The organism is Salmonella sp. SAL04202 (genome assembly GCF_046550775.1).
Taxonomy (GTDB): Bacteria; Pseudomonadota; Gammaproteobacteria; order Enterobacterales; family Enterobacteriaceae; genus Salmonella; species Salmonella enterica.
Genome location: NZ_JBGDXK010000004.1, coordinates 116775 through 134325 on the forward strand (window position 1 = coordinate 116775; position 17551 = coordinate 134325).

16 protein-coding genes are annotated in these 17551 nt (G+C 52.5%); 2 read left to right on the forward strand and 14 right to left on the reverse strand.

Annotated elements, in window-relative coordinates:
• The first annotated feature begins 97 nt into the window (after window positions 1-97).
• Window positions 98-991 carry a TIGR01777 family oxidoreductase gene (locus ACLJQJ_RS16775; RefSeq protein ID WP_001166274.1) on the forward strand — a complete coding sequence of 298 codons (894 nt, stop codon included), beginning with the start codon at window positions 98-100 and terminating at the stop codon, window positions 989-991.
• 51 nt (window positions 992-1042) lie between these two features.
• On the opposite strand, the gene hisP is transcribed toward ACLJQJ_RS16775, so the two are convergent.
• The 10 genes from hisP to ACLJQJ_RS16825 all read right to left on the reverse strand — a co-directional run bounded on the left by hisP (window position 1043) and on the right by ACLJQJ_RS16825 (window position 11560).
• Window positions 1043-1816: a histidine ABC transporter ATP-binding protein HisP gene (gene hisP, locus ACLJQJ_RS16780; RefSeq protein WP_001293591.1), complete on the reverse strand. Its 774-nt coding sequence runs from the start codon at window positions 1814-1816 to the stop codon at window positions 1043-1045.
• 13 nt (window positions 1817-1829) lie between these two features.
• Window positions 1830-2537 carry a histidine ABC transporter permease HisM gene (gene hisM / locus ACLJQJ_RS16785; protein ID WP_000569771.1) on the reverse strand — a complete coding sequence of 236 codons (708 nt, stop codon included), beginning with the start codon at window positions 2535-2537 and terminating at the stop codon, window positions 1830-1832.
• Window positions 2534-3220: a histidine ABC transporter permease HisQ gene (locus tag ACLJQJ_RS16790; RefSeq protein ID WP_000965498.1), complete on the reverse strand. Its 687-nt coding sequence runs from the start codon at window positions 3218-3220 to the stop codon at window positions 2534-2536. The genes hisM and ACLJQJ_RS16790 overlap by 4 nt, the downstream gene beginning before the upstream one ends.
• Window positions 3221-3400: 180 nt before the next feature.
• Window positions 3401-4183: a histidine ABC transporter substrate-binding protein HisJ gene (gene hisJ / locus ACLJQJ_RS16795; RefSeq protein ID WP_000731868.1), complete on the reverse strand. Its 783-nt coding sequence runs from the start codon at window positions 4181-4183 to the stop codon at window positions 3401-3403.
• A 237-nt stretch (window positions 4184-4420) separates the two neighbouring features.
• A complete protein-coding gene (gene argT, locus ACLJQJ_RS16800) occupies window positions 4421-5203 on the reverse strand; it encodes a lysine/arginine/ornithine ABC transporter substrate-binding protein ArgT (protein WP_000754423.1) in 783 nt (260 codons plus the stop codon).
• Window positions 5204-5491: 288 nt separating this feature from the next.
• The gene (locus ACLJQJ_RS16805) at window positions 5492-6061 is read right to left on the reverse strand and encodes a UbiX family flavin prenyltransferase (RefSeq protein WP_000825680.1); all 570 of its coding nucleotides are present in this window, start codon (window positions 6059-6061) and stop codon (window positions 5492-5494) included.
• Between the two features lie 26 nt (window positions 6062-6087).
• Window positions 6088-7482 carry an amino acid permease gene (locus ACLJQJ_RS16810; protein WP_410967692.1) on the reverse strand — a complete coding sequence of 465 codons (1395 nt, stop codon included), beginning with the start codon at window positions 7480-7482 and terminating at the stop codon, window positions 6088-6090.
• Between the two features lie 63 nt (window positions 7483-7545).
• Complete coding sequence (locus ACLJQJ_RS16815; RefSeq protein ID WP_000281907.1) at window positions 7546-8649, reverse strand: alanine/ornithine racemase family PLP-dependent enzyme; 1104 nt, start codon at window positions 8647-8649, stop codon at window positions 7546-7548.
• Between the two features lies 1 nt (window position 8650).
• Window positions 8651-10072 (reverse strand): APC family permease, encoded by a 1422-nt coding sequence (locus ACLJQJ_RS16820; protein WP_000072512.1) that lies wholly within the window; start codon window positions 10070-10072, stop codon window positions 8651-8653.
• A 90-nt stretch (window positions 10073-10162) separates the two neighbouring features.
• On the reverse strand, window positions 10163-11560 hold the full coding sequence (locus ACLJQJ_RS16825) for a diaminopimelate decarboxylase family protein (RefSeq protein ID WP_000132306.1): 1398 nt from the start codon (window positions 11558-11560) through the stop codon (window positions 10163-10165).
• A 210-nt stretch (window positions 11561-11770) separates the two neighbouring features.
• Here ACLJQJ_RS16825 and ACLJQJ_RS16830 point away from each other — a divergent pair, with 210 nt between their 5' ends.
• Window positions 11771-13198, forward strand: coding sequence for a sigma-54 interaction domain-containing protein (locus tag ACLJQJ_RS16830; protein WP_000168925.1), 1428 nt, complete (start codon window positions 11771-11773; stop codon window positions 13196-13198).
• 35 nt (window positions 13199-13233) lie between these two features.
• On the opposite strand, the gene purF is transcribed toward ACLJQJ_RS16830, so the two are convergent.
• The 4 genes from purF to folC all read right to left on the reverse strand — a co-directional run bounded on the left by purF (window position 13234) and on the right by folC (window position 17520).
• Window positions 13234-14751, reverse strand: coding sequence for an amidophosphoribosyltransferase (purF, locus tag ACLJQJ_RS16835; protein WP_000334205.1), 1518 nt, complete (start codon window positions 14749-14751; stop codon window positions 13234-13236).
• A gap of 37 nt (window positions 14752-14788) precedes the next feature.
• Window positions 14789-15277, reverse strand: a complete 489-nt coding sequence (gene cvpA, locus ACLJQJ_RS16840) for a colicin V production protein (protein ID WP_000262102.1) — start codon at window positions 15275-15277, stop codon at window positions 14789-14791.
• 310 nt (window positions 15278-15587) lie between these two features.
• Window positions 15588-16262: a cell division protein DedD gene (gene dedD / locus ACLJQJ_RS16845; protein WP_000157039.1), complete on the reverse strand. Its 675-nt coding sequence runs from the start codon at window positions 16260-16262 to the stop codon at window positions 15588-15590.
• A complete protein-coding gene (gene folC / locus ACLJQJ_RS16850) occupies window positions 16252-17520 on the reverse strand; it encodes a bifunctional tetrahydrofolate synthase/dihydrofolate synthase (protein WP_000792289.1) in 1269 nt (422 codons plus the stop codon). Before folC ends, dedD begins: the two co-directional genes overlap by 11 nt.
• Between the last annotated feature and the right edge of the window lie 31 nt (window positions 17521-17551).

Consider the following 17551-nt stretch of genomic DNA (forward strand, 5'->3'; position numbering starts at 1 on the left):
GAGGTGTATACACGGAAAAAACCTGCGTCCGGCACCCTTATTCGTATTAAAAACCTGACATTAGGGAAGAGGAAATCCTCCCTACTCTGGAGGTCATATGCAGATTCTGATTACCGGCGGTACGGGCCTGATAGGGCGTCATCTCATTCCCCGGCTGTTAACACTGGGGCACCAGGTGACGGTCGTTACGCGCAATCCCGATAACGCGCGTCAGATTCTCGATTCCAGAGTGACATTATGGAAAGGGCTGGCGGAACGTGAGCACCTCAATGAGATTGATGCCATCATCAATCTGGCGGGCGAACCGATTGCCGACAAGCGCTGGACGTCGCAACAAAAAGAACGGTTGTGCCAAAGCCGCTGGGCTATCACGCAAAAGTTGGTGGATTTAATTCATGCCAGCGCTACGCCGCCCTCGGTGTTGATATCCGGCTCCGCCACGGGCTATTACGGCGATCTGGGCGACGTTGTCGTCACTGAAGATGAGCCGCCGCACAACGAATTTACGCATAAACTTTGCGCCCGCTGGGAACAGATTGCCTGTCGTGCGCAGAGCGACCAGACCCGCGTCTGCCTGCTGCGTACCGGCGTTGTCCTGGCGCCGCAAGGTGGGATTCTGGGGAAAATGGTTCCGCCGTTTCGCCTTGGACTCGGCGGTCCGGTGGGTAATGGTCGGCAATATCTGGCCTGGATTCACATCGACGATATGGTCAACGGCATCCTGTGGCTGCTGGATAACGATCTTCGCGGTCCCTTCAATATGGTCTCGCCGTATCCCGTCCATAATGAGCATTTTGCTCATGCGCTGGGTCGCGCGCTGCGTCGTCCGGCGATTATTCGCATTCCGGCGACGGCAATTCGCTTATTGATGGGAGAGTCGTCAGTGCTGGTGTTGGGCGGACAGCGGGCGCTGCCAAAACGGCTTGAAGCCGCCGGATTCGCATTTCGCTGGTATGATTTAGAAGAGGCGCTGGCGGATGTGATTCGCTAGTTCCCAAAGCGCCGTATCCTGCCCGGTAAGCGATGCGCCGCCGGGCTTCTTTTATTTCAGCGAGCCTTTCAGGAATTGCTGTAAACGCGGGCTTTGCGGATTGCCGAACACCTGCTCCGGATCGCCCTCTTCTTCAATTTTCCCCTGATGCAGAAAAATAACGTGCGAAGAGACATGGCGAGCGAAGCCCATTTCATGCGTGACCACCACCATCGTTTTGCCTTCTTCCGCCAGTTGTTGCATGATGCGCAACACTTCGCCGACCAGTTCAGGATCGAGCGCCGAAGTGGGTTCATCGAACAGTAAAACGTCAGGTTCCATCGCCAGCGCGCGCGCAATAGAAACGCGCTGCTGTTGGCCACCGGAGAGATGAACGGGATATTTGCCCTGAGCGCGCTCATCAATCCCCACCTTCGCCAGATATTTCAACGCCCGCTCGCGCGCGTCGTGCTTGCTTAATCCCAGTACCTGAATCGGCGCTTCCATCACATTTTCCAGCACCGTCATGTGGCTCCAGAGGTTAAAGTGCTGAAACACCATCGTCAGGCGGGTACGCAACAAGCGTAGCTGATTTTTATCCGCCACTTTGAGCTGCCCGTCTTTGTCGCGCACCAGATTAATGTTCTGACCGTTCACGATAATCGCGCCTTCGCTCGGTTTTTCGAGGAAGTTAATACAGCGCAAAAAAGTACTTTTACCGGAGCCGGACGAGCCGATAATGCTAATCACATCTCCGGCGCGGGCCTGCAGCGATACCCCTTTCAGCACTTCATGACCGCCGTAGCGTTTGTGCAAATCGATAACGTGTAATTTATTTTCTGACATCATGTTACTCGAATTATTTAGAGGACACGTGCTGCAACCAGCGTCTTTCCGCCCGACGGAACAGGCTTATCAGGACATACGAAATGAGTAAATACAACACGGCGGCAATGCCAAACGCGGTAAACGGCTGGTAAGTCGCTGAGTTAATATCGCGGGCGATTTTCAACAAATCCGGCACCGTCGCGGTAAACGCCAGCGCCGTAGAGTGCAGCATTAAAATCACTTCGTTGCTGTAGGCAGGCAAGGCGATGCGTAATGCCGACGGCAAAATAATGCAGCGATACATTTTAAATGACGAGAAGCCATAGGCCCGTGCCGCTTCAATTTCACCGTGCGGCACCGAGCGAATCGCCCCGGCGAAAATTTCCGTGGTGTACGCGCAGGTATTCAGCGTCAGCGCCAGTACGGTACAGTTCAGTCCGCTGCGGAAAAACGCGTTAAGAAGATCGGTGCCTTTGACTATCTCCAGCGTATACATCCCCGAATAGAACACCAGTAGCTGTACGTACAGCGGCGTGCCGCGAAAAATATACGTAAACAGCCAGATGGGAAAACGGATGAATTTATTACTGGAAACGCGACCTACCGCCAGAATCACCGCCAGAAGACCGCCCATCACCACCGATGAAATTAACAGCCACAGCGTAATCGCCACGCCGGTAAAACGATAGCCATCCGTCCACAGCAGGGATTTCCAGTACTCCTGAATGATCTCAATCACAAATCAGCCCTCTTCACGCCCACGGAATAGCGACGCTCAAGTAAGAGCAGCACACCATTGGAAACGGTGGTAAATACCAGGTAGATAAGTCCACAGACCACGGCAAAATAGAAAGGCTCCCAGGTGCTTTTACCGGCAAGCTGCGTGGCTTTGACGACATCTTCCAGGCCCAGCAGCGACACCAGCGCCGTCGCTTTGAGTATCACCTGCCAGTTATTGCCGATCCCCGGCAGGGCGTAACGCATCATCGCCGGGAACATAATCCGCCGGAAGGTTTGCCCATGGGTAAAACCAAAAGCCGTCGCCGCCTCGATATGGCCTTTCGGCACCGCCATAAACGCGCCGCGAAAGGTTTCGGTAAAATAGGCGCCGTAGATGAAACCAAGGGTGATAATACCGGCCACCATTGGATCAATATCTATCTGGTCGATACCCAGCGAATCGGTCACCACGTTAAGCGCGATTTGCAATCCGTAAAATATCAGCAGCATTAAGACCAGATCCGGCACCCCGCGAATCAGGGTGGTGTATCCTTCAAAAATAAGCCCCGTAACCCGGTTTTGCGAAAGCTTCGCCCCCGCGCCGACAAGACCGATAAGCACGGCCAGCACCACGGAACTGAGCGCCAGTTCCAGCGTGACGATCGCGCCCTGTAAAATTACGCCTGAAAACCCGTACAACATGCAGCCTGTCCTGTTGTGTGTGGTGAAGTAAGAAGCCTCTTTTGCATTTTTGCCTCACATCACGCCGGATGGCGGCTGTGCCTTGCCCGACCTACGATGCTCCGTAGGCCTGACATGCACAGCGCCATCAGGCAATGCAGACAGTCAACATTCTTTGGGCTTTATCTGCACCGACGGTGATTAACCGCCATAAACATCAAAATCAAAGTACTTTTTCGCCAGCTTTTCGTAAGTACCGTCAGCACGCATTTCAGCAAAGGCTTTGTTCAGCGCTTCGCGCAGCTCGTTATCCTCTTTGCGCAGCCCCATACCGGTTCCTACGCCGAATAACTTCTCATCTTTCACCGCCGGGCCGCCGAATTTATAGTCTTTTCCGACGGGCTGTTTAAGGAAACCTTCGCTGGCCGCGACCTCGTCCTGGAACGCTGCATCAATACGACCCGCCGTCAGATCGGAATAAATGTTGTCCTGCCCCTGGTAAGAGACGATCTCAATCCCTTTCGGCGCCCAGTGCTCATTGCCGAAGGTCTCCTGCGTCGTCCCCTGTAGCACGCCGACGCGCTTGCCTTTCAGCGACGCGACGGTCGGCTGAATATCAGAGTTCTTCGCCACCACCAGACGGGAATCAGCGGCGTAAAGCTTGTCGGTAAACGCGATTTCCTGCTGGCGCTTTTCAGTGATGGACAGCGAGGACATGATGGCATCAATTTTCTTCGCTTTTAAAGACGGAATCAGCGCATCCAGCGGGTTTTCCACGAACGTACACTGTGTGTTGATACGTTTGCACAGCTCTTTGGCCAGATCGATATCAAAGCCGACCAATTCACCTTGTGCATTTTTGGATTCAAACGGTGCGTATGTAGGATCGGTACCGATACGAATCTTTTGTGGAATAGCGGCAAATGCTGCGGTAGCGCTGGAAAATGCCAGCACCAGAGAAAGGGATAACGCCAGTTTTTTCATAACTATCCTCAACAGACTGTCTTTCCAGGAGATCTTTACAGATCCGATGCGACTATCGTGCCATTAATCAGGCCGACAAGGCAAAGCATTCTACCTTGTCAGCCGGTTTATTTTGCATAAAAATCGATTAAGTATGCATTTATGCGCCTGTTCCGCAACGGCTTATGCACCAAAAAGGTGCAAAACATCTATTTTGCACCGTGATAGTTCCCCAGCGCGGCGCGTTATCCCCTTCCCTCAATCGCCGTAGACATTAAAATCGAAGTACTTTTTGGCCATTTTGTCGTAAGTTCCGTCCTGGCGCAGTTCGGTCAGCGCTTTATCAAACGCGGCTTTTAGCTCGGTATCGTCTTTACGCAGCCCAACCCCCGTCCCGTCGCCAAAATATTTTTTATCCTTCACGGAAGGACCGGCAAACGCATACTCTTTGCCCGCTGGCTGCTTCAGGAAACCTTCGCTGGCGGCGACTTCATCCTGCAATGCGGCATCCAGACGACCGGCGGTTAAATCGGAATAGATAAGATCCTGGTTAGCATAAGCCACCACATCCACACCTTTAGTGCGCCAGTTATCATTGGCGTAAGCCTCTTGCGTGGACCCTTGCAGCACGCCGACATGCTTGCCTTTCAGCGATTCCAGCGTCGGCTGAATGGGAGACCCTTTTGCCGCAATCAGGCGTGAATCCGCCGCGTAAAGTTTGTCGGAAAACGCAATTTCTTGCTGGCGTTTATCGGTGATAGAGAGCGATGAAATAATGGCATCAATTTTTTTCGCTTTTAGTGAGGGAATAAGCGCATCAAAGTCGCTGGCGACCCAGGTACATTTCACCTGCATACGCTTACACATTTCATTACCGAGATCGATATCAAAGCCAATAAACTCGCCTTTGGCATCTTTTGATGAGAAAGGCGCGTAGGTGGTATCTGTTCCAATACGAACCGTTTGCGGGAGCGCGGCGTAACTGGCCGCCGTCGCGCCCAGACCTATCAGCAAAGATAAAGCGAGAACGGTCTTCTTCATACATACCCCTCAAGTGGCGTCATTTTCTTATGTTTTACGTGGTGTTGTGTGTTTGCAGACTTTTTCATGCAGGTCTTATGCCATTTTCACGTCAGCAAAACGATTCGACGTTAAATTTGTTAATAAAACGTTGCAATATTGTCCTGATGTTGAAGATAGCAGGTATGACGGTTGCACCGCAGCGTTTCGGCGGCTTTTAACGAATTAAATGTTGAGGATATGATCGCGGTTACAAAATTGCCCTGAAACAGGGCAACAGGGACAATAATGCACGCTAAACAGACAACGCTATGCGCCCTGCCAGCGAACAAAAAGGTCGTGCGGAAGGGGGATGTCAAACTGGTCCAAAACTCGGTTAACCGTTTGATTTATAATATCATCTAACGTCTGAGGAAGATGATAAAAAGCCGGAACCGGCGGCATAATCACCGCGCCTATCTCAGCGGCCTGGGTCATTAAACGCAAATGCCCGATATGCAGCGGCGTTTCGCGCACACACAGCACCAGAGGTCGCCGCTCTTTTAATATCACATCCGCCGCGCGGGTAAGCAGTCCGTCAGTATAACTGTGGACAATCCCCGACAGCGTTTTAATCGAACAGGGCAAGATAACCATTCCCGCCGTCGGGTAAGAGCCCGAGGAAATGCTGGCGGCAATGTCGCGCGCATCGTGCGTCACATCGGCCAGCGCCTGCACCTCGCGCAGCGAAAAATGGGTCTCCAGCGCCAGCGTTTGCCGGGCCGCCTGGCTCATCACCAGATGCGTTTCCACGCTATCGACATCGCGCAAAATTTGTAATAAGCGCACGCCATAAATCGCCCCGCTGGCGCCGCTAATTCCTACAATGAGTCGTTTCATGTTCTCTTACCGTTTACGAGCGCCGTTCATCCCACTGGGCTCAAAGTGGGTCTGAAGAGATACCATGACAAAAGAATCCCTATCATAAAAGCCAGCTCAACCAACATTATCACTACCCCTTGCTCACTAAACCAGGTGCCGACCATAATGGCAAAATTGGTGATAATGACAAATCGGGCCGTCCAGGGGAAAAGCGGCGATCGATAGCGTAGCAAATCGCTGGCGTACGTTCCATTACGCACCGATTGTCGGAAACGATACTGGCACCATCCGATGGTTATCCATGCCAGGCAACCCACCTGCCCGGTACTGGCGATCAGATATAAATAAAATTGCTGTGCGGGAATATAGCGGGTCAGCAACGACACCAACGCCAACAAGGCCGTGATTAAAATAGCATACACCGGCACGCCGCCGCCGTTCGTTTTACCAAAGCAGGCTGGCGCAAAGCGATCGCCCGCCATAGACCACAGCATACGCGAACTGGCGTAAATGGCCGAGTTAGCGGCAGAAACCGCGGCGGAAAAGATCACCAGCGTCATCAGCGTATCCGCCCCCGGAATGCCCGCGTGGGAGAATACCCATACAAAGGGACTTTGTCCATTTGGCGTCAGTTCATGAGGATAGACCAGCGCCAGCACCGCAATCGCCAGGCCGTAAAACAAAATGATTCTGAGACCGATCCCCAGGATCACTTTCGGTAAAATAATGTGCGGCGATTCGGTCTCCCCTGCCGCATTTCCTACCAGTTCCACCCCCTGGAAGGAGTAAATCACGATCGTCATACAGACCACAATTTGCTCCCAACCGTGGGGAAACCACATTCCGTCTGTTTTTAACGTCGGGTGCCAGTCACTATGGCCCATTAGCGAGTAGATCATGACCCCGCCCGCGCAGATAAACAGCACGATCGCGAAGACCTTAATGGCCGAAAGCCAGTATTCGCATTCGCCAAAACTTTTTGCGGAGGTGAGATTGATAGCCGTCAGGATGAGCAGAATCGCCAGGCAGAACATATATACCGGAACCGCGGGGAAAAACTGGTGAGCAATAAACCCTGCAGCAGTGAGGTCGGCTGCCAGGGAAAAGACCCAGCTAAACCAGTAAAGCCAGCCAATGGTATAGCTCCAGCAAGGTGACGGCATAAACATCAGCGCGTAATGTTGAAATGAACCGGAGTGAGGAAAGGCGCATGATAATTCGCCAAGACACATCATCGTTGCCAGCATAATGGTTCCGGCAAACAGATAGGCCAGTAAGGTTCCCGCCGGCCCGACGCTGCTTAACGGTTCGGCAATGCCGATAAATAAGCCGGTGCCAATCGTGCCGCCCAGCGACATCATCAGCAGATGCCGTTTCTTCAGGTTACGCCGCAGACCGCCTTCAGGCTCTGCTGGCGGTGATTGTTGCAGGGTATCCATCGTTACTCCCTGTCTTTCGTGAGGTCAAAGATGCCGCCGCGACATAGCCGCGGCGGTTATGCGTTAACGCGTAAACCTCCAGGCGACGCCTTTGGTCTGGCAGGCCATTAACAGGCCCGTATAATCCAGCTCAAAGCGAACCACATCGCCTACTTTTAGCGACTGACGACAATCTTCAATATCCACCAGCGTATGATCGCTGGTTTGCCCTAAGATAGTGATAGCGTCGTCGCATGGCACACAGTTATCCGACGGCACATCCTGGCGACCAAACGCCAGCAATGCGCGTCGGCGTATGCCACGATCGACAAAGGTTTTACTTTGCAAAAAGGCATCGACGCCCAGCTCCCCGACCGGGACGGTCGGTTTACTGTTCAGTTCGATGATTTCCGCTTCCAGGATATACATATCGGAACAGGCTTTATCGACCGGTTTTGCGGAGTGGTGAAATTCATTCAGGTATTTCATGTCCACATATTCAATGCCGAATTCATGCAGTCCGCCGATGCGCAGATGATTCAGCCCCTGCGGCCAGATACCTTTATCCAGCAGGTGATAGCTGGTGCAGTTTCCCGCAGAAAGCCGCCGGACAGGAATACCGCTGTCGGCTTCCAGCCGGGCGGCCAGCGCCAGAAAATCCTCGCCATTTTTTACCGTTGGCAACACGGTGCCGTAACAATTAAAGTTGGTGCCCAGTCCATATAATTCCAGACCGGGCAGACCAGTAATCAGAGTCACGGTCTCAAGAATGCGTTGATATTCACCAAACCAGATACCCTCGCGTAAATCGCCCATATCCACCATCAGTAATACCTGATGCGTTTTCCCCTGGCGTTGGGCTTCTTGCGATAATGCCCGTAATACCACCGGCTCGCTATTTAAACTAATATCCGCGTAGCGCACCACATCTTCGATTTCACTCAGACACGGGCTGCGTAACAGGCAAGTCGTACATCCTGTCTCGCGTATTTTTTTCAAATTATAGGTTCGTGATTCAGCAATAACGGTAATTCCGCCGTTGAACACCGCCTGCGCGGTTTCCACGCAGCCGTCAAAAACTTTATTGACAGCCATCACGTCAATACCGCTACTTGCCAGCAGAGCTTTTTCCGTGCGGGCGTTTTCTTCCAGCTTGCGTAGATTTATTTCCAGAACTGGCATATACATTTTATTTTCCTCCCGCCATGCTTAAACGAGCATTACGTTTCTGCGCCCGATGGTAAATGTACTCCGCGACGACAACCGCCAGCACGGCTCCGCCAATAATTTTCCCGGCGTACTGGAAATATCCGCCCATATCAATTTGAGAAGGCGGAATAAATAACAGCGCAACGGCAAAGGCGATAGAAAGAAAGCCCAGCGCGGGTAAAATAGCCGGTAAAACCTTGCCCGGAATTTTAAAACTTCTTGGCGTATCCGGCTGAGTCTTACGTAAACGCCAGAACGCCGGGAACATCACCAGATAAGGAATAAAATAGGTGATGGTCGTTAGCGCCGTTAACATCCAGTAAGCCGCCGCAACGCTTGGCGAAATAAAAGTCGAAAAACACAGGACCGTGACAATAATCGCCTGTACAGTCAAGGCAAAGGCGGGCGTTTTCCACACCGGATGTAATTTGCCGATTCGGTCCCCCAGCAGATTATCTTCACGCGAGGCTTCCTGGAGCATATAAATCGGCCCCACCAGCCAGGAGTTAATCTGCCCGAGAGCGCCAAAAAACATACAGATGGCCATAACAGGAATTAACCACGGCATATGCAGCGTGTCCGCAGCAGCATGCATAGCCTGCATGACGCCTGCCACGATGTCGGTTTTCCCGGCGGGTAAAAGCGTATTTAGCGCCCAGGTGCCGACCATATAGATCCCAACGATAACGGCGGCAGAGACGGCCATCGCTCGCGGAAAATCACGCTGTGGATTACGGGTACGCCCGGCAATCATCGGGGCGACCTCCAGTCCGGCAAACGCAAACATCATGCTGGATAAGAAAACGATCGTATCCCAGTGTCCGAGATCCGGAATCCAGTTTTTCGCTGTAGTGTAGTCCGTCTGCATCTGGTGTCCGGTACATAGCCATACCACCGCCAGCAAAATGAGGATAGCGGAGGGAATAAATACGCCGCACCAGGCGCTGATGCTATTAATAATTTTTGTCCATTCCATCCCGCGGATATTCATCAGCGTTAATAGCCAGAAAATTACCGCGGAACCAATACCGATAAATGCTTTATTTTCCGCCAGGCCGCCGCCGATCATATAGCCCAACGCGGTAAAGCCGAATTGCAGCATTAATGGGAAAAACAGTACGCAGGAAAAGAGAAAACAAACCACGACAATCCATGCAATACGTTTACCAAATGCCTCTTTAATCCAGACAAATATCCCGCCATCTTTCGGCCAGCCGGTTGACAGCTCGCCACATACCATCGCTAAAGGAAAAAACAAGCAGAATGCGGCTATCACCCATAACAACATGGCCGATGCCCCGTAAGGCGCCACGTTAGGGATTTGCCGCAAACTCAGAATAGCGATGACATTCATAAAGACAATGTCTTTGATGCCAAGTAAGCCAGAATTCGTGTTACTCATGGCCATCTCCTGTTATGCATTCAGGCATCACTGCCCTCTTCTTATCATCTGACGACGGGCTTCAGCATAAAACTGAAGCCCAAAACAGTATTAATAAATGTCGTACTTGACCATATCTTCGTAACTGTCTTCCCGACGAATCAGACGCGTTTCACCATTTTTATCGATCATCACCACGCCCGTGCGCGGACGGTTGTTATAAACGGTTTGACTTTCAATGGTGTATGCCCCGGCATCAAGAAATGCGACAATATCGCCAACATGAGTCTCCTTCGGCAGTAAAAACTCTTCGCCTTTCACTCCCATGTGGAAATAATCTCCGCCATCACACAGCGGCCCGGCTAATTTTATCCAGGCGTCGTGCGCTGCCGTCATGCGAGAGGCGTTATAGACATAAAAGAACCAGTCAAAATGCTGGCTGTCAGAGAGTACGCTGTAACCAGCGTCGACAAATTTCCATTCAACGTGGCATTCCACATTGCCGTTAAGATCATAATTTGTTTTACGTTTTTCGCAGGAGACTTCCGTCAGTAAAACCGCCGCCGACCCGGTCACTTTACGTCCCGGTTCAATACATATTTCCACATCGGTACGCCATTTATGCACTTCGCGAATGACCGCATCGGCAAAATCCTGGGCGGTAATACCGGCATACATATTATCTTTTAACGGGTCGCCATTCTCGTCGTCATATTTATAGGGAACCGGAATTCCGCCGCCCACGTTGATCAAATCAAATTTAATACCGAGCACCTCTTCCAGGCGACGGGATTCATCCACCAGCACTTTAGTCGCTTTTGCGAAAGGCTCTGACTCCGGCACCTGATCGCCCACATGCATATGCAAGCCGCGCAAATGCACATAAGGCATCGCCAGAATGCGGCGGCAGGTTTCTTCCGCCTGTTCCAGGTCGAGACCCGACTTCGCATGGAAAGCGGTAACCAGTTCCGCATGCGTCGCCGAGGGAACATTCGGCTCTACGCGGACGCAAACATTGGCGACTTTCTTCAGCTTGCGAGAGATGGCATCAATATGTTCCAGCTCATACAGGCTATCAACATTAATAAGATACAGATCGTTAGCGATGGCATATTCCAGATCGGCTGGCTTTTTCACCACGCCGTTGAAGACGATCTGATCGCCGCGAAAACCTATCTCCAGACACTTGCGAACCTCATATTGTGAGTTTGCCTCCGCGCAAATTCCGGCGTCACGAATGGCTTTCAACACCCCCATGACCGAGCAGGTTTTTGACGCAAAGAAGGTTTTGGTATTTTTATGCGCCGCAAATGCCTGCTGGATTTCATGAATGTTACGAATAATCTCCGGCTCAGAAAACACATAGAACGGCGTGGGGTACTGGCGCGCCAGTGCGTCCAGATCGACCCCTTCAAAACACAAATGACCGTCTTTGTGCTGGAAACGGCGATCGCCGTTGATTACCTGCTCACGTAGCTGGTTGTAATTCTGCATAATCGAGTCAGTCATAACGCCCTCTGCTTAATGTTTATGGTAAAAATCCGCATTCTTTACAGGGATAAAGCAAAAGGCATACCACTATTTTTTATCAAAATAATCAATTACTTATAAAAATAAGCTTTTTCTCATTTTCGTCATTGAGTTTGCTATTCATCACAACGACGAAAATTCGTCACTTTTATAATGACAACATGAACAATAGATATGAGGAATGCGTGTATGGCATCCACCAATCAGGAACTGGCCTCGGCGCTCAGGATGTTTTCCCGCTTTTTCGATTTGATTCATCAGCCGTTGGCCGTCATTAATGAGCGTGGTGAATACGTTTACTACAATCAGGAAAGCGCGGATCTGGACGGCTACAGTATTGAACGGGCAATGGGAAAACATATGCTGGATGTCTATCCGGGCATGAAAGAGACCCAAAGTACGATGCTTTCATCGTTAAAAAAAGGCGTGGAATACATTGGCCATTATCAAATTTATTACAATGCGCGAGGCCAGGCCGTTGACTATCAGCACACCACCGCGCCGCTCTATGCAAGCGATGGCGGCATGGTCGGCGTTATCGAAATCGGCAGGAATATGTCCGGCGTCAGGCGGCTCCAGGAGCAGGTGGTAGAACTGAACCAACTGCTGTATGCCGATCACCATGAGAAGCACCATGCCATTATTACCGAAAACCCGGAAATGCTCAGTAATATCGCCAAAGCCAAACGGCTGGCCGCCAGTAATATTCCGGTGACGATTGTCGGGGAGACGGGAACGGGTAAGGAGCTATTTTCCCGCCTGATCCATCAATGCAGCAAGCGGGCGAATAAACCCTTCATCGCCCTGAACTGCGGCGCTCTACCGCCTACGCTTATCGAAAGTACGCTTTTCGGCACCGTGCGCGGTGCCTATACCGGCGCGGAAAATAGCCAGGGCTATCTGGAGTTGGCAAACGGGGGAACGCTCTTTCTTGATGAGCTGAACGCCATGCCGATAGAAATGCAAAGTAAGCTGCTGCGATTCTTGCAGGATAAAACCTTCTGGCGGCTCGGCGGACAACAGCAACTCCACTCTGATGTCAGGATCGTTGCCGCCATGAACGAAGCGCCCGTCAAATTAATTCAACAAGAACGTCTGCGGGCAGATCTTTTTTATCGGTTGAGCGTCGGAATGTTGACGTTACCGCCGCTGCGCGCCCGCCCGGAAGATATTCCCTTACTGGCGAATTATTTTATTGATAAATACCGTAATGACGTGCCGCAGGACATTCACGGATTAAGCGAGACGGCGCGTGCTGATCTGCTCAATCACGCCTGGCCGGGTAATGTCAGGATGCTGGAAAACGCGATTGTACGCAGCATGATCATGCAGGAAAAAGATGGGCTGCTCAAACACATCATTTTTGAACAGGACGAGTTAAATTTAGGCGTACCGGAAACCGCGCCGGAAAATCCCCTTCCCTCGTCACCCGATCCGCAGTATGAAGGGTCGCTGGAGGTACGGGTTGCCAACTACGAAAGGCATTTAATAGAAACCGCGCTGGATACGCATCAGGGGAATATTGCCGCCGCGGCCCGCAGCCTTAACGTATCGCGCACCACGTTACAGTACAAAGTACAAAAATACGCTATTCGCTTCGGCGTGGTGCGTAATTGACATCGGCCAGCGGCATCGCGCCGCTGGCAAAGCCATTAGCCTTCGTTATGCATTTCCAGGTTTTCCATTTCGTTCTGGAACAGCACCGCTTTGGCGTCGTCATTACGTAATGAATCCAGGAAGTCGAGGTATTGCTGGTCTACGTCTTTGGTGACATATACCCCGTTAAATACCGAACATTCAAACTGCTGGATATCCGGATTTTCCGCGCGCACGGCTTCGATCAGATCGTTCAGATCCTGGAAGATAAGCCCGTCTGCGCCGATGATCTGACGAATCTCATCCACCTCGCGACCATGCGCGATCAGCTCATTGGCGGTCGGCATATCAATGCCATAGACGTTGGGGAAACGAATTTCCGGCGCGGCGGACGCCAGATAAACCTTCTTCGCGCCGGCTTCCCTGGCCATCTCGATGATCTGCTCTGATGTGGTGCCACGCACGATAGAATCATCCACCAGCAGGACGTTCTTATCGCGGAATTCCGCGCGATTAGCATTGAGCTTACGGCGCACGGATTTACGGCGTAGCTGTTGGCCCGGCATGATAAAGGTACGTCCCACGTAACGATTTTTGACAAATCCCTGGCGGTACGGCTTGCCGAGAATACGGGCAATTTCCAGTGCGATATCGCAGGAGGTTTCCGGGATAGGGATCACGACGTCGATGTCCAGATCTTCCCATTCACGAGCGATTTTTTCGCCAAGTTTGGTGCCCATATTCACACGAGCGCTGTAGACGGAGATCTTGTCGATAAAGGAGTCCGGGCGAGCAAAGTAAACGTACTCGAATAGACAGGGATTACTGACCGGGTTATCCGCGCACTGGCGCGTGAACAGTTGCCCCTTTTCGGTAATATAGATAGCTTCGCCCGGCGCGACATCGCGCAGAAACTCAAAGCCCAGCGTATCCAGCGCCACGCTTTCAGAAGCGACCATATACTCCGTACGACCATCGCCAACGTCACGCTTGCCCAGCACTAACGGGCGAATGCCGTGCGGATCGCGAAAAGCCACCATGCCGTGGCCGATAATCATCGCCACGCACGCATAGGCGCCGCGGATTTGACGGTTAGTCGCGGCAATCGCGGCAAAAATATTGTCGGCTTCCAGCGGATAGTGACGGAAGTTGTCGAGCTCGCTGGCGAAAATATTGAGCAGGATTTCGGAATCGGAGGTGGTGTTGATATGACGGCGCTTTTCTTCAAACAGCTTTTTACGTAGCTCGTGCGCGTTAGTCAGGTTGCCATTATGGGCCAACGTGATGCCATACGGCGAGTTAACGTAAAAAGGTTGCGCTTCGGAAGCGCTGGAGCTGCCTGCGGTAGGGTAGCGCACATGGCCGATCCCCATGTTGCCCTGCAAACGCTGCATGTGGCGAGCTTCAAAAATATCGTTCACCAGCCCGTTTGCCTTACGCAAGCGGAAGCAGTTATTCGCATCAATGGTGATGATACCGGCAGCATCCTGACCACGATGCTGGAGCACTGTTAACGCGTCATAAATCGACTGGTTGACCGGCATAACACCGGCGATACCGACAATACCGCACATACGTCATTTTCCTCGTTAAGCCACATCTCAGAACCTGTTACGTCCTGGGCAAGAAACTCGACGAGCTTTGCAGATAGTCAAAGAACCATCTGATGATGAAGCTGAACTGCGGGATGAGCTGCGATTTGCTCCAGTCTTCGCTTTTCGACAAGCCGGTAAAGGTATCAAGGAAGAACAGAATGGCGGCGACAATCAGCGCGCCTCGCAGTGCGCCGAAACAGATCCCCAACACCCGGTCAGTTCCCGACAGGCCGGTCTTCTCTACTAGCTGACCTATCACAAAATTCACGATAGCGCCGACGATAAGCGTCGCGATAAACAGTACCGCGATAGCAATCCCATTACGAACCAGTTCGTCTTCAAAGCCCGTAAACCAGACAGACAGGTAAGTGTAGTAGTGACTGGCGACAAAGAAAGCACAACCCCACGTCACCAGCGATAACGCTTCACGAACAAAGCCGCGGATCAGGCTAACCAGACAGGAAAAAGCAATCACCGCGATAATGGCGTAATCAATCCAGACCATAGATGTCCCACGATTTTACGCCCTGTCGTCCTGTTCGGGGCGCATTCTAACAGAAAAAGAAAACGTTTGCGTAGGGATTTCCTTCCCACGCGTAAATAAAAATGGCGCTGAAAAAATATTCAACGCCATCACACTTTTTATCTCTTCGGGCACGACCAGAAGAGCTGCCATCGGCCTGATAAGCGCAGGATACCCGGTTTATTCCTTCTGCCGGATGGCGACGTAAACGCCTTATCCAGCCTACAGAACTTCGGCTATTACCAGGTGAACACCGTAGGCCTTAACGCTGCGCGCTCAGGCAAAACGCGCCTTAGTTCGGGCTATATCCCATCACCACGCCGCTTAACCCGGAAATCTGCTTGAGCTCGCCAAGCGATCCTTTCATCTTATCTTTCGACGCATCCGGCCCAACGAGAATACGGGTTATTTTACCCTGTACCGGCGTTGAGGGGGAAGTATAAACCCGGAACCCGGCGGAACGAAGCTTGCCGACTATCTCGTTGACTTTATCCGCATTTTTCAGCGCGCCCAACTGTACGACATAGGCTTTGCCGGTCGGCGCAGGTTTATCGTCGGTAGCCTGTTGCGGCGCGGGCGTCGGCGTGGAAGCGGCGACAACCGGCTGTTGCGGTTTAGGCTGCGGCTTCGGCTTTTCAACCGGCTTCGGTTTAGGCGTCTCCACCGGTATAGGATCAAGCTCGACATTGTTAGACGCCATGCGCGACGGGTCCAGCGACGGCGCGGCCGCATCTCCCGCCCGCACCTCTTCAGCCGCCCCTTCCGGCGGCTGTGTCGGCAGCGCCTGCGTTGCGGCAGGCATCATATCCGGCTCATCACGGTCGCCAGGCTTCGGTACCAGTGGAATCGCAGCAAATTCATCCTGATAATGCTTTTTCTGTCCGTCCAGCAGACCGGGAAGCACAATAACCCCCAGCGCGACTAACACAATCGTGCCGACTAAACGATTCTGAAACTTACTCGCCACCGATTCTCCCCGCGTCTATCACTTCCATAACATGTGCGACGGTGTGGAACGATCCGCACACCAGCACGGTATCTTCTGGCTGCGCCGCGTCGATAGCGGCCTGCCATGCCTGCGCGACGCTATCATAGACATTCCCTTTTCCCAGATGTTCCAGAAGTTGTTCCGCCGTCGCGCCGCGCGGCCCCTCTAACGGAGCACAATACCAGTCGTCAACCACGCTTTTCAACCAGGCTAACGTGCCGGCGATATCTTTATCATGCAGCATACCAATCACCGCAAGCACGCGCCCGCGTTTCGGCAACATTTTCAGACGACCCGTCAGGTATTCCGCCGCGTGGGGATTATGGGCGACATCAAAGATAACGCGCGGCGACTCACTCACGATTTGAAAACGTCCCGGCAAGGTAGCCTGCGCAATACCGTCGCGAATCGCCTGCTCGTCAATATTCAACCTGCTGGCGCGCAGCGCGGCCAGAGCGGTGGCGGCATTCGGCTGGGGAACCTGCGGCAACGGCAGTCCGGCAAGCGTGCCGTCGCCATCGGTAAACGCCCAGTGGGTCGCTGTCACCTCATAACGCCAGTCAACGCCGCGACGCCGCAACAGCGCGCCGGTCTCCTGCGCGACATCCGCGATGGTTGCCGGCATTTCCGGTTCGCCGACGATAGCGGGTTTTTCCGCGCGAAAAATCCCGGCCTTCTCGCGGCCGATACTTTCGCGATCCGGCCCCAGCCAGTCAGTATGGTCAAGCGCGATGCTGGTAATTACTGCTACATCGGCATCCACAATGTTCGTGGCGTCCAGGCGCCCGCCCAACCCGACCTCCAGAATCACCACGTCAAGGTTAGCCTGTTTAAACAGCCACAATGCCGACAACGTACCATATTCAAAATAGGTCAATGAAATATCGCCGCGCGCCGTTTCTATTTCCGCAAAGGACGCGGTATGCGCGGATTCCGCTAATTCTTTCCCCTGCACGCGCACGCGCTCGGTGTAACGTACCAGATGAGGCGAACTATAGACGCCCACACGGTATCCCGCCGCGATTAACACCGACTCCAGCGTGCGACAGGTCGTACCTTTGCCGTTGGTTCCCGCAACGGTAAAAACGAACGGCGCAGGCTTGAGGATGTCCAGACGCGCTGCCACCTGGCTTACGCGCTCAAGGCCTAAATCGATACTCTTGCTGTGCAGGTTTTCCAGATAAGAAAGCCACGAGGCCAGGGGCGACGCAGCTTGAGGTATAGATTTGTTTTTCATTGATTCCGCTGCTTCTTTACGGTGAAAAGCA

What these genes read in the sequence shown, in the direction of transcription:
- ACLJQJ_RS16790 (WP_000965498.1), bottom strand. Translation starts at nt 3,220, where the DNA reads ATGTTGTACGGGTTTTCAGGCGTAATTTTACAGGGCGCGATCGTCACG.
- ACLJQJ_RS16830 (WP_000168925.1), top strand. Translation starts at nt 11,771, where the DNA reads ATGGCATCCACCAATCAGGAACTGGCCTCGGCGCTCAGGATGTTTTCC.
- ACLJQJ_RS16815 (WP_000281907.1), bottom strand. Translation starts at nt 8,649, where the DNA reads ATGTATATGCCAGTTCTGGAAATAAATCTACGCAAGCTGGAAGAAAAC.
- hisJ (WP_000731868.1), bottom strand. Translation starts at nt 4,183, where the DNA reads ATGAAAAAACTGGCGTTATCCCTTTCTCTGGTGCTGGCATTTTCCAGC.
- ACLJQJ_RS16825 (WP_000132306.1), bottom strand. Translation starts at nt 11,560, where the DNA reads ATGACTGACTCGATTATGCAGAATTACAACCAGCTACGTGAGCAGGTA.
- purF (WP_000334205.1), bottom strand. Translation starts at nt 14,751, where the DNA reads ATGTGCGGTATTGTCGGTATCGCCGGTGTTATGCCGGTCAACCAGTCG.
- hisP (WP_001293591.1), bottom strand. Translation starts at nt 1,816, where the DNA reads ATGTCAGAAAATAAATTACACGTTATCGATTTGCACAAACGCTACGGC.
- cvpA (WP_000262102.1), bottom strand. Translation starts at nt 15,277, where the DNA reads ATGGTCTGGATTGATTACGCCATTATCGCGGTGATTGCTTTTTCCTGT.
- ACLJQJ_RS16820 (WP_000072512.1), bottom strand. Translation starts at nt 10,072, where the DNA reads ATGAGTAACACGAATTCTGGCTTACTTGGCATCAAAGACATTGTCTTT.
- argT (WP_000754423.1), bottom strand. Translation starts at nt 5,203, where the DNA reads ATGAAGAAGACCGTTCTCGCTTTATCTTTGCTGATAGGTCTGGGCGCG.
- ACLJQJ_RS16810 (WP_410967692.1), bottom strand. Translation starts at nt 7,482, where the DNA reads ATGGATACCCTGCAACAATCACCGCCAGCAGAGCCTGAAGGCGGTCTG.
- ACLJQJ_RS16775 (WP_001166274.1), top strand. Translation starts at nt 98, where the DNA reads ATGCAGATTCTGATTACCGGCGGTACGGGCCTGATAGGGCGTCATCTC.
- folC (WP_000792289.1), bottom strand. Translation starts at nt 17,520, where the DNA reads ATGAAAAACAAATCTATACCTCAAGCTGCGTCGCCCCTGGCCTCGTGG.
- ACLJQJ_RS16805 (WP_000825680.1), bottom strand. Translation starts at nt 6,061, where the DNA reads ATGAAACGACTCATTGTAGGAATTAGCGGCGCCAGCGGGGCGATTTAT.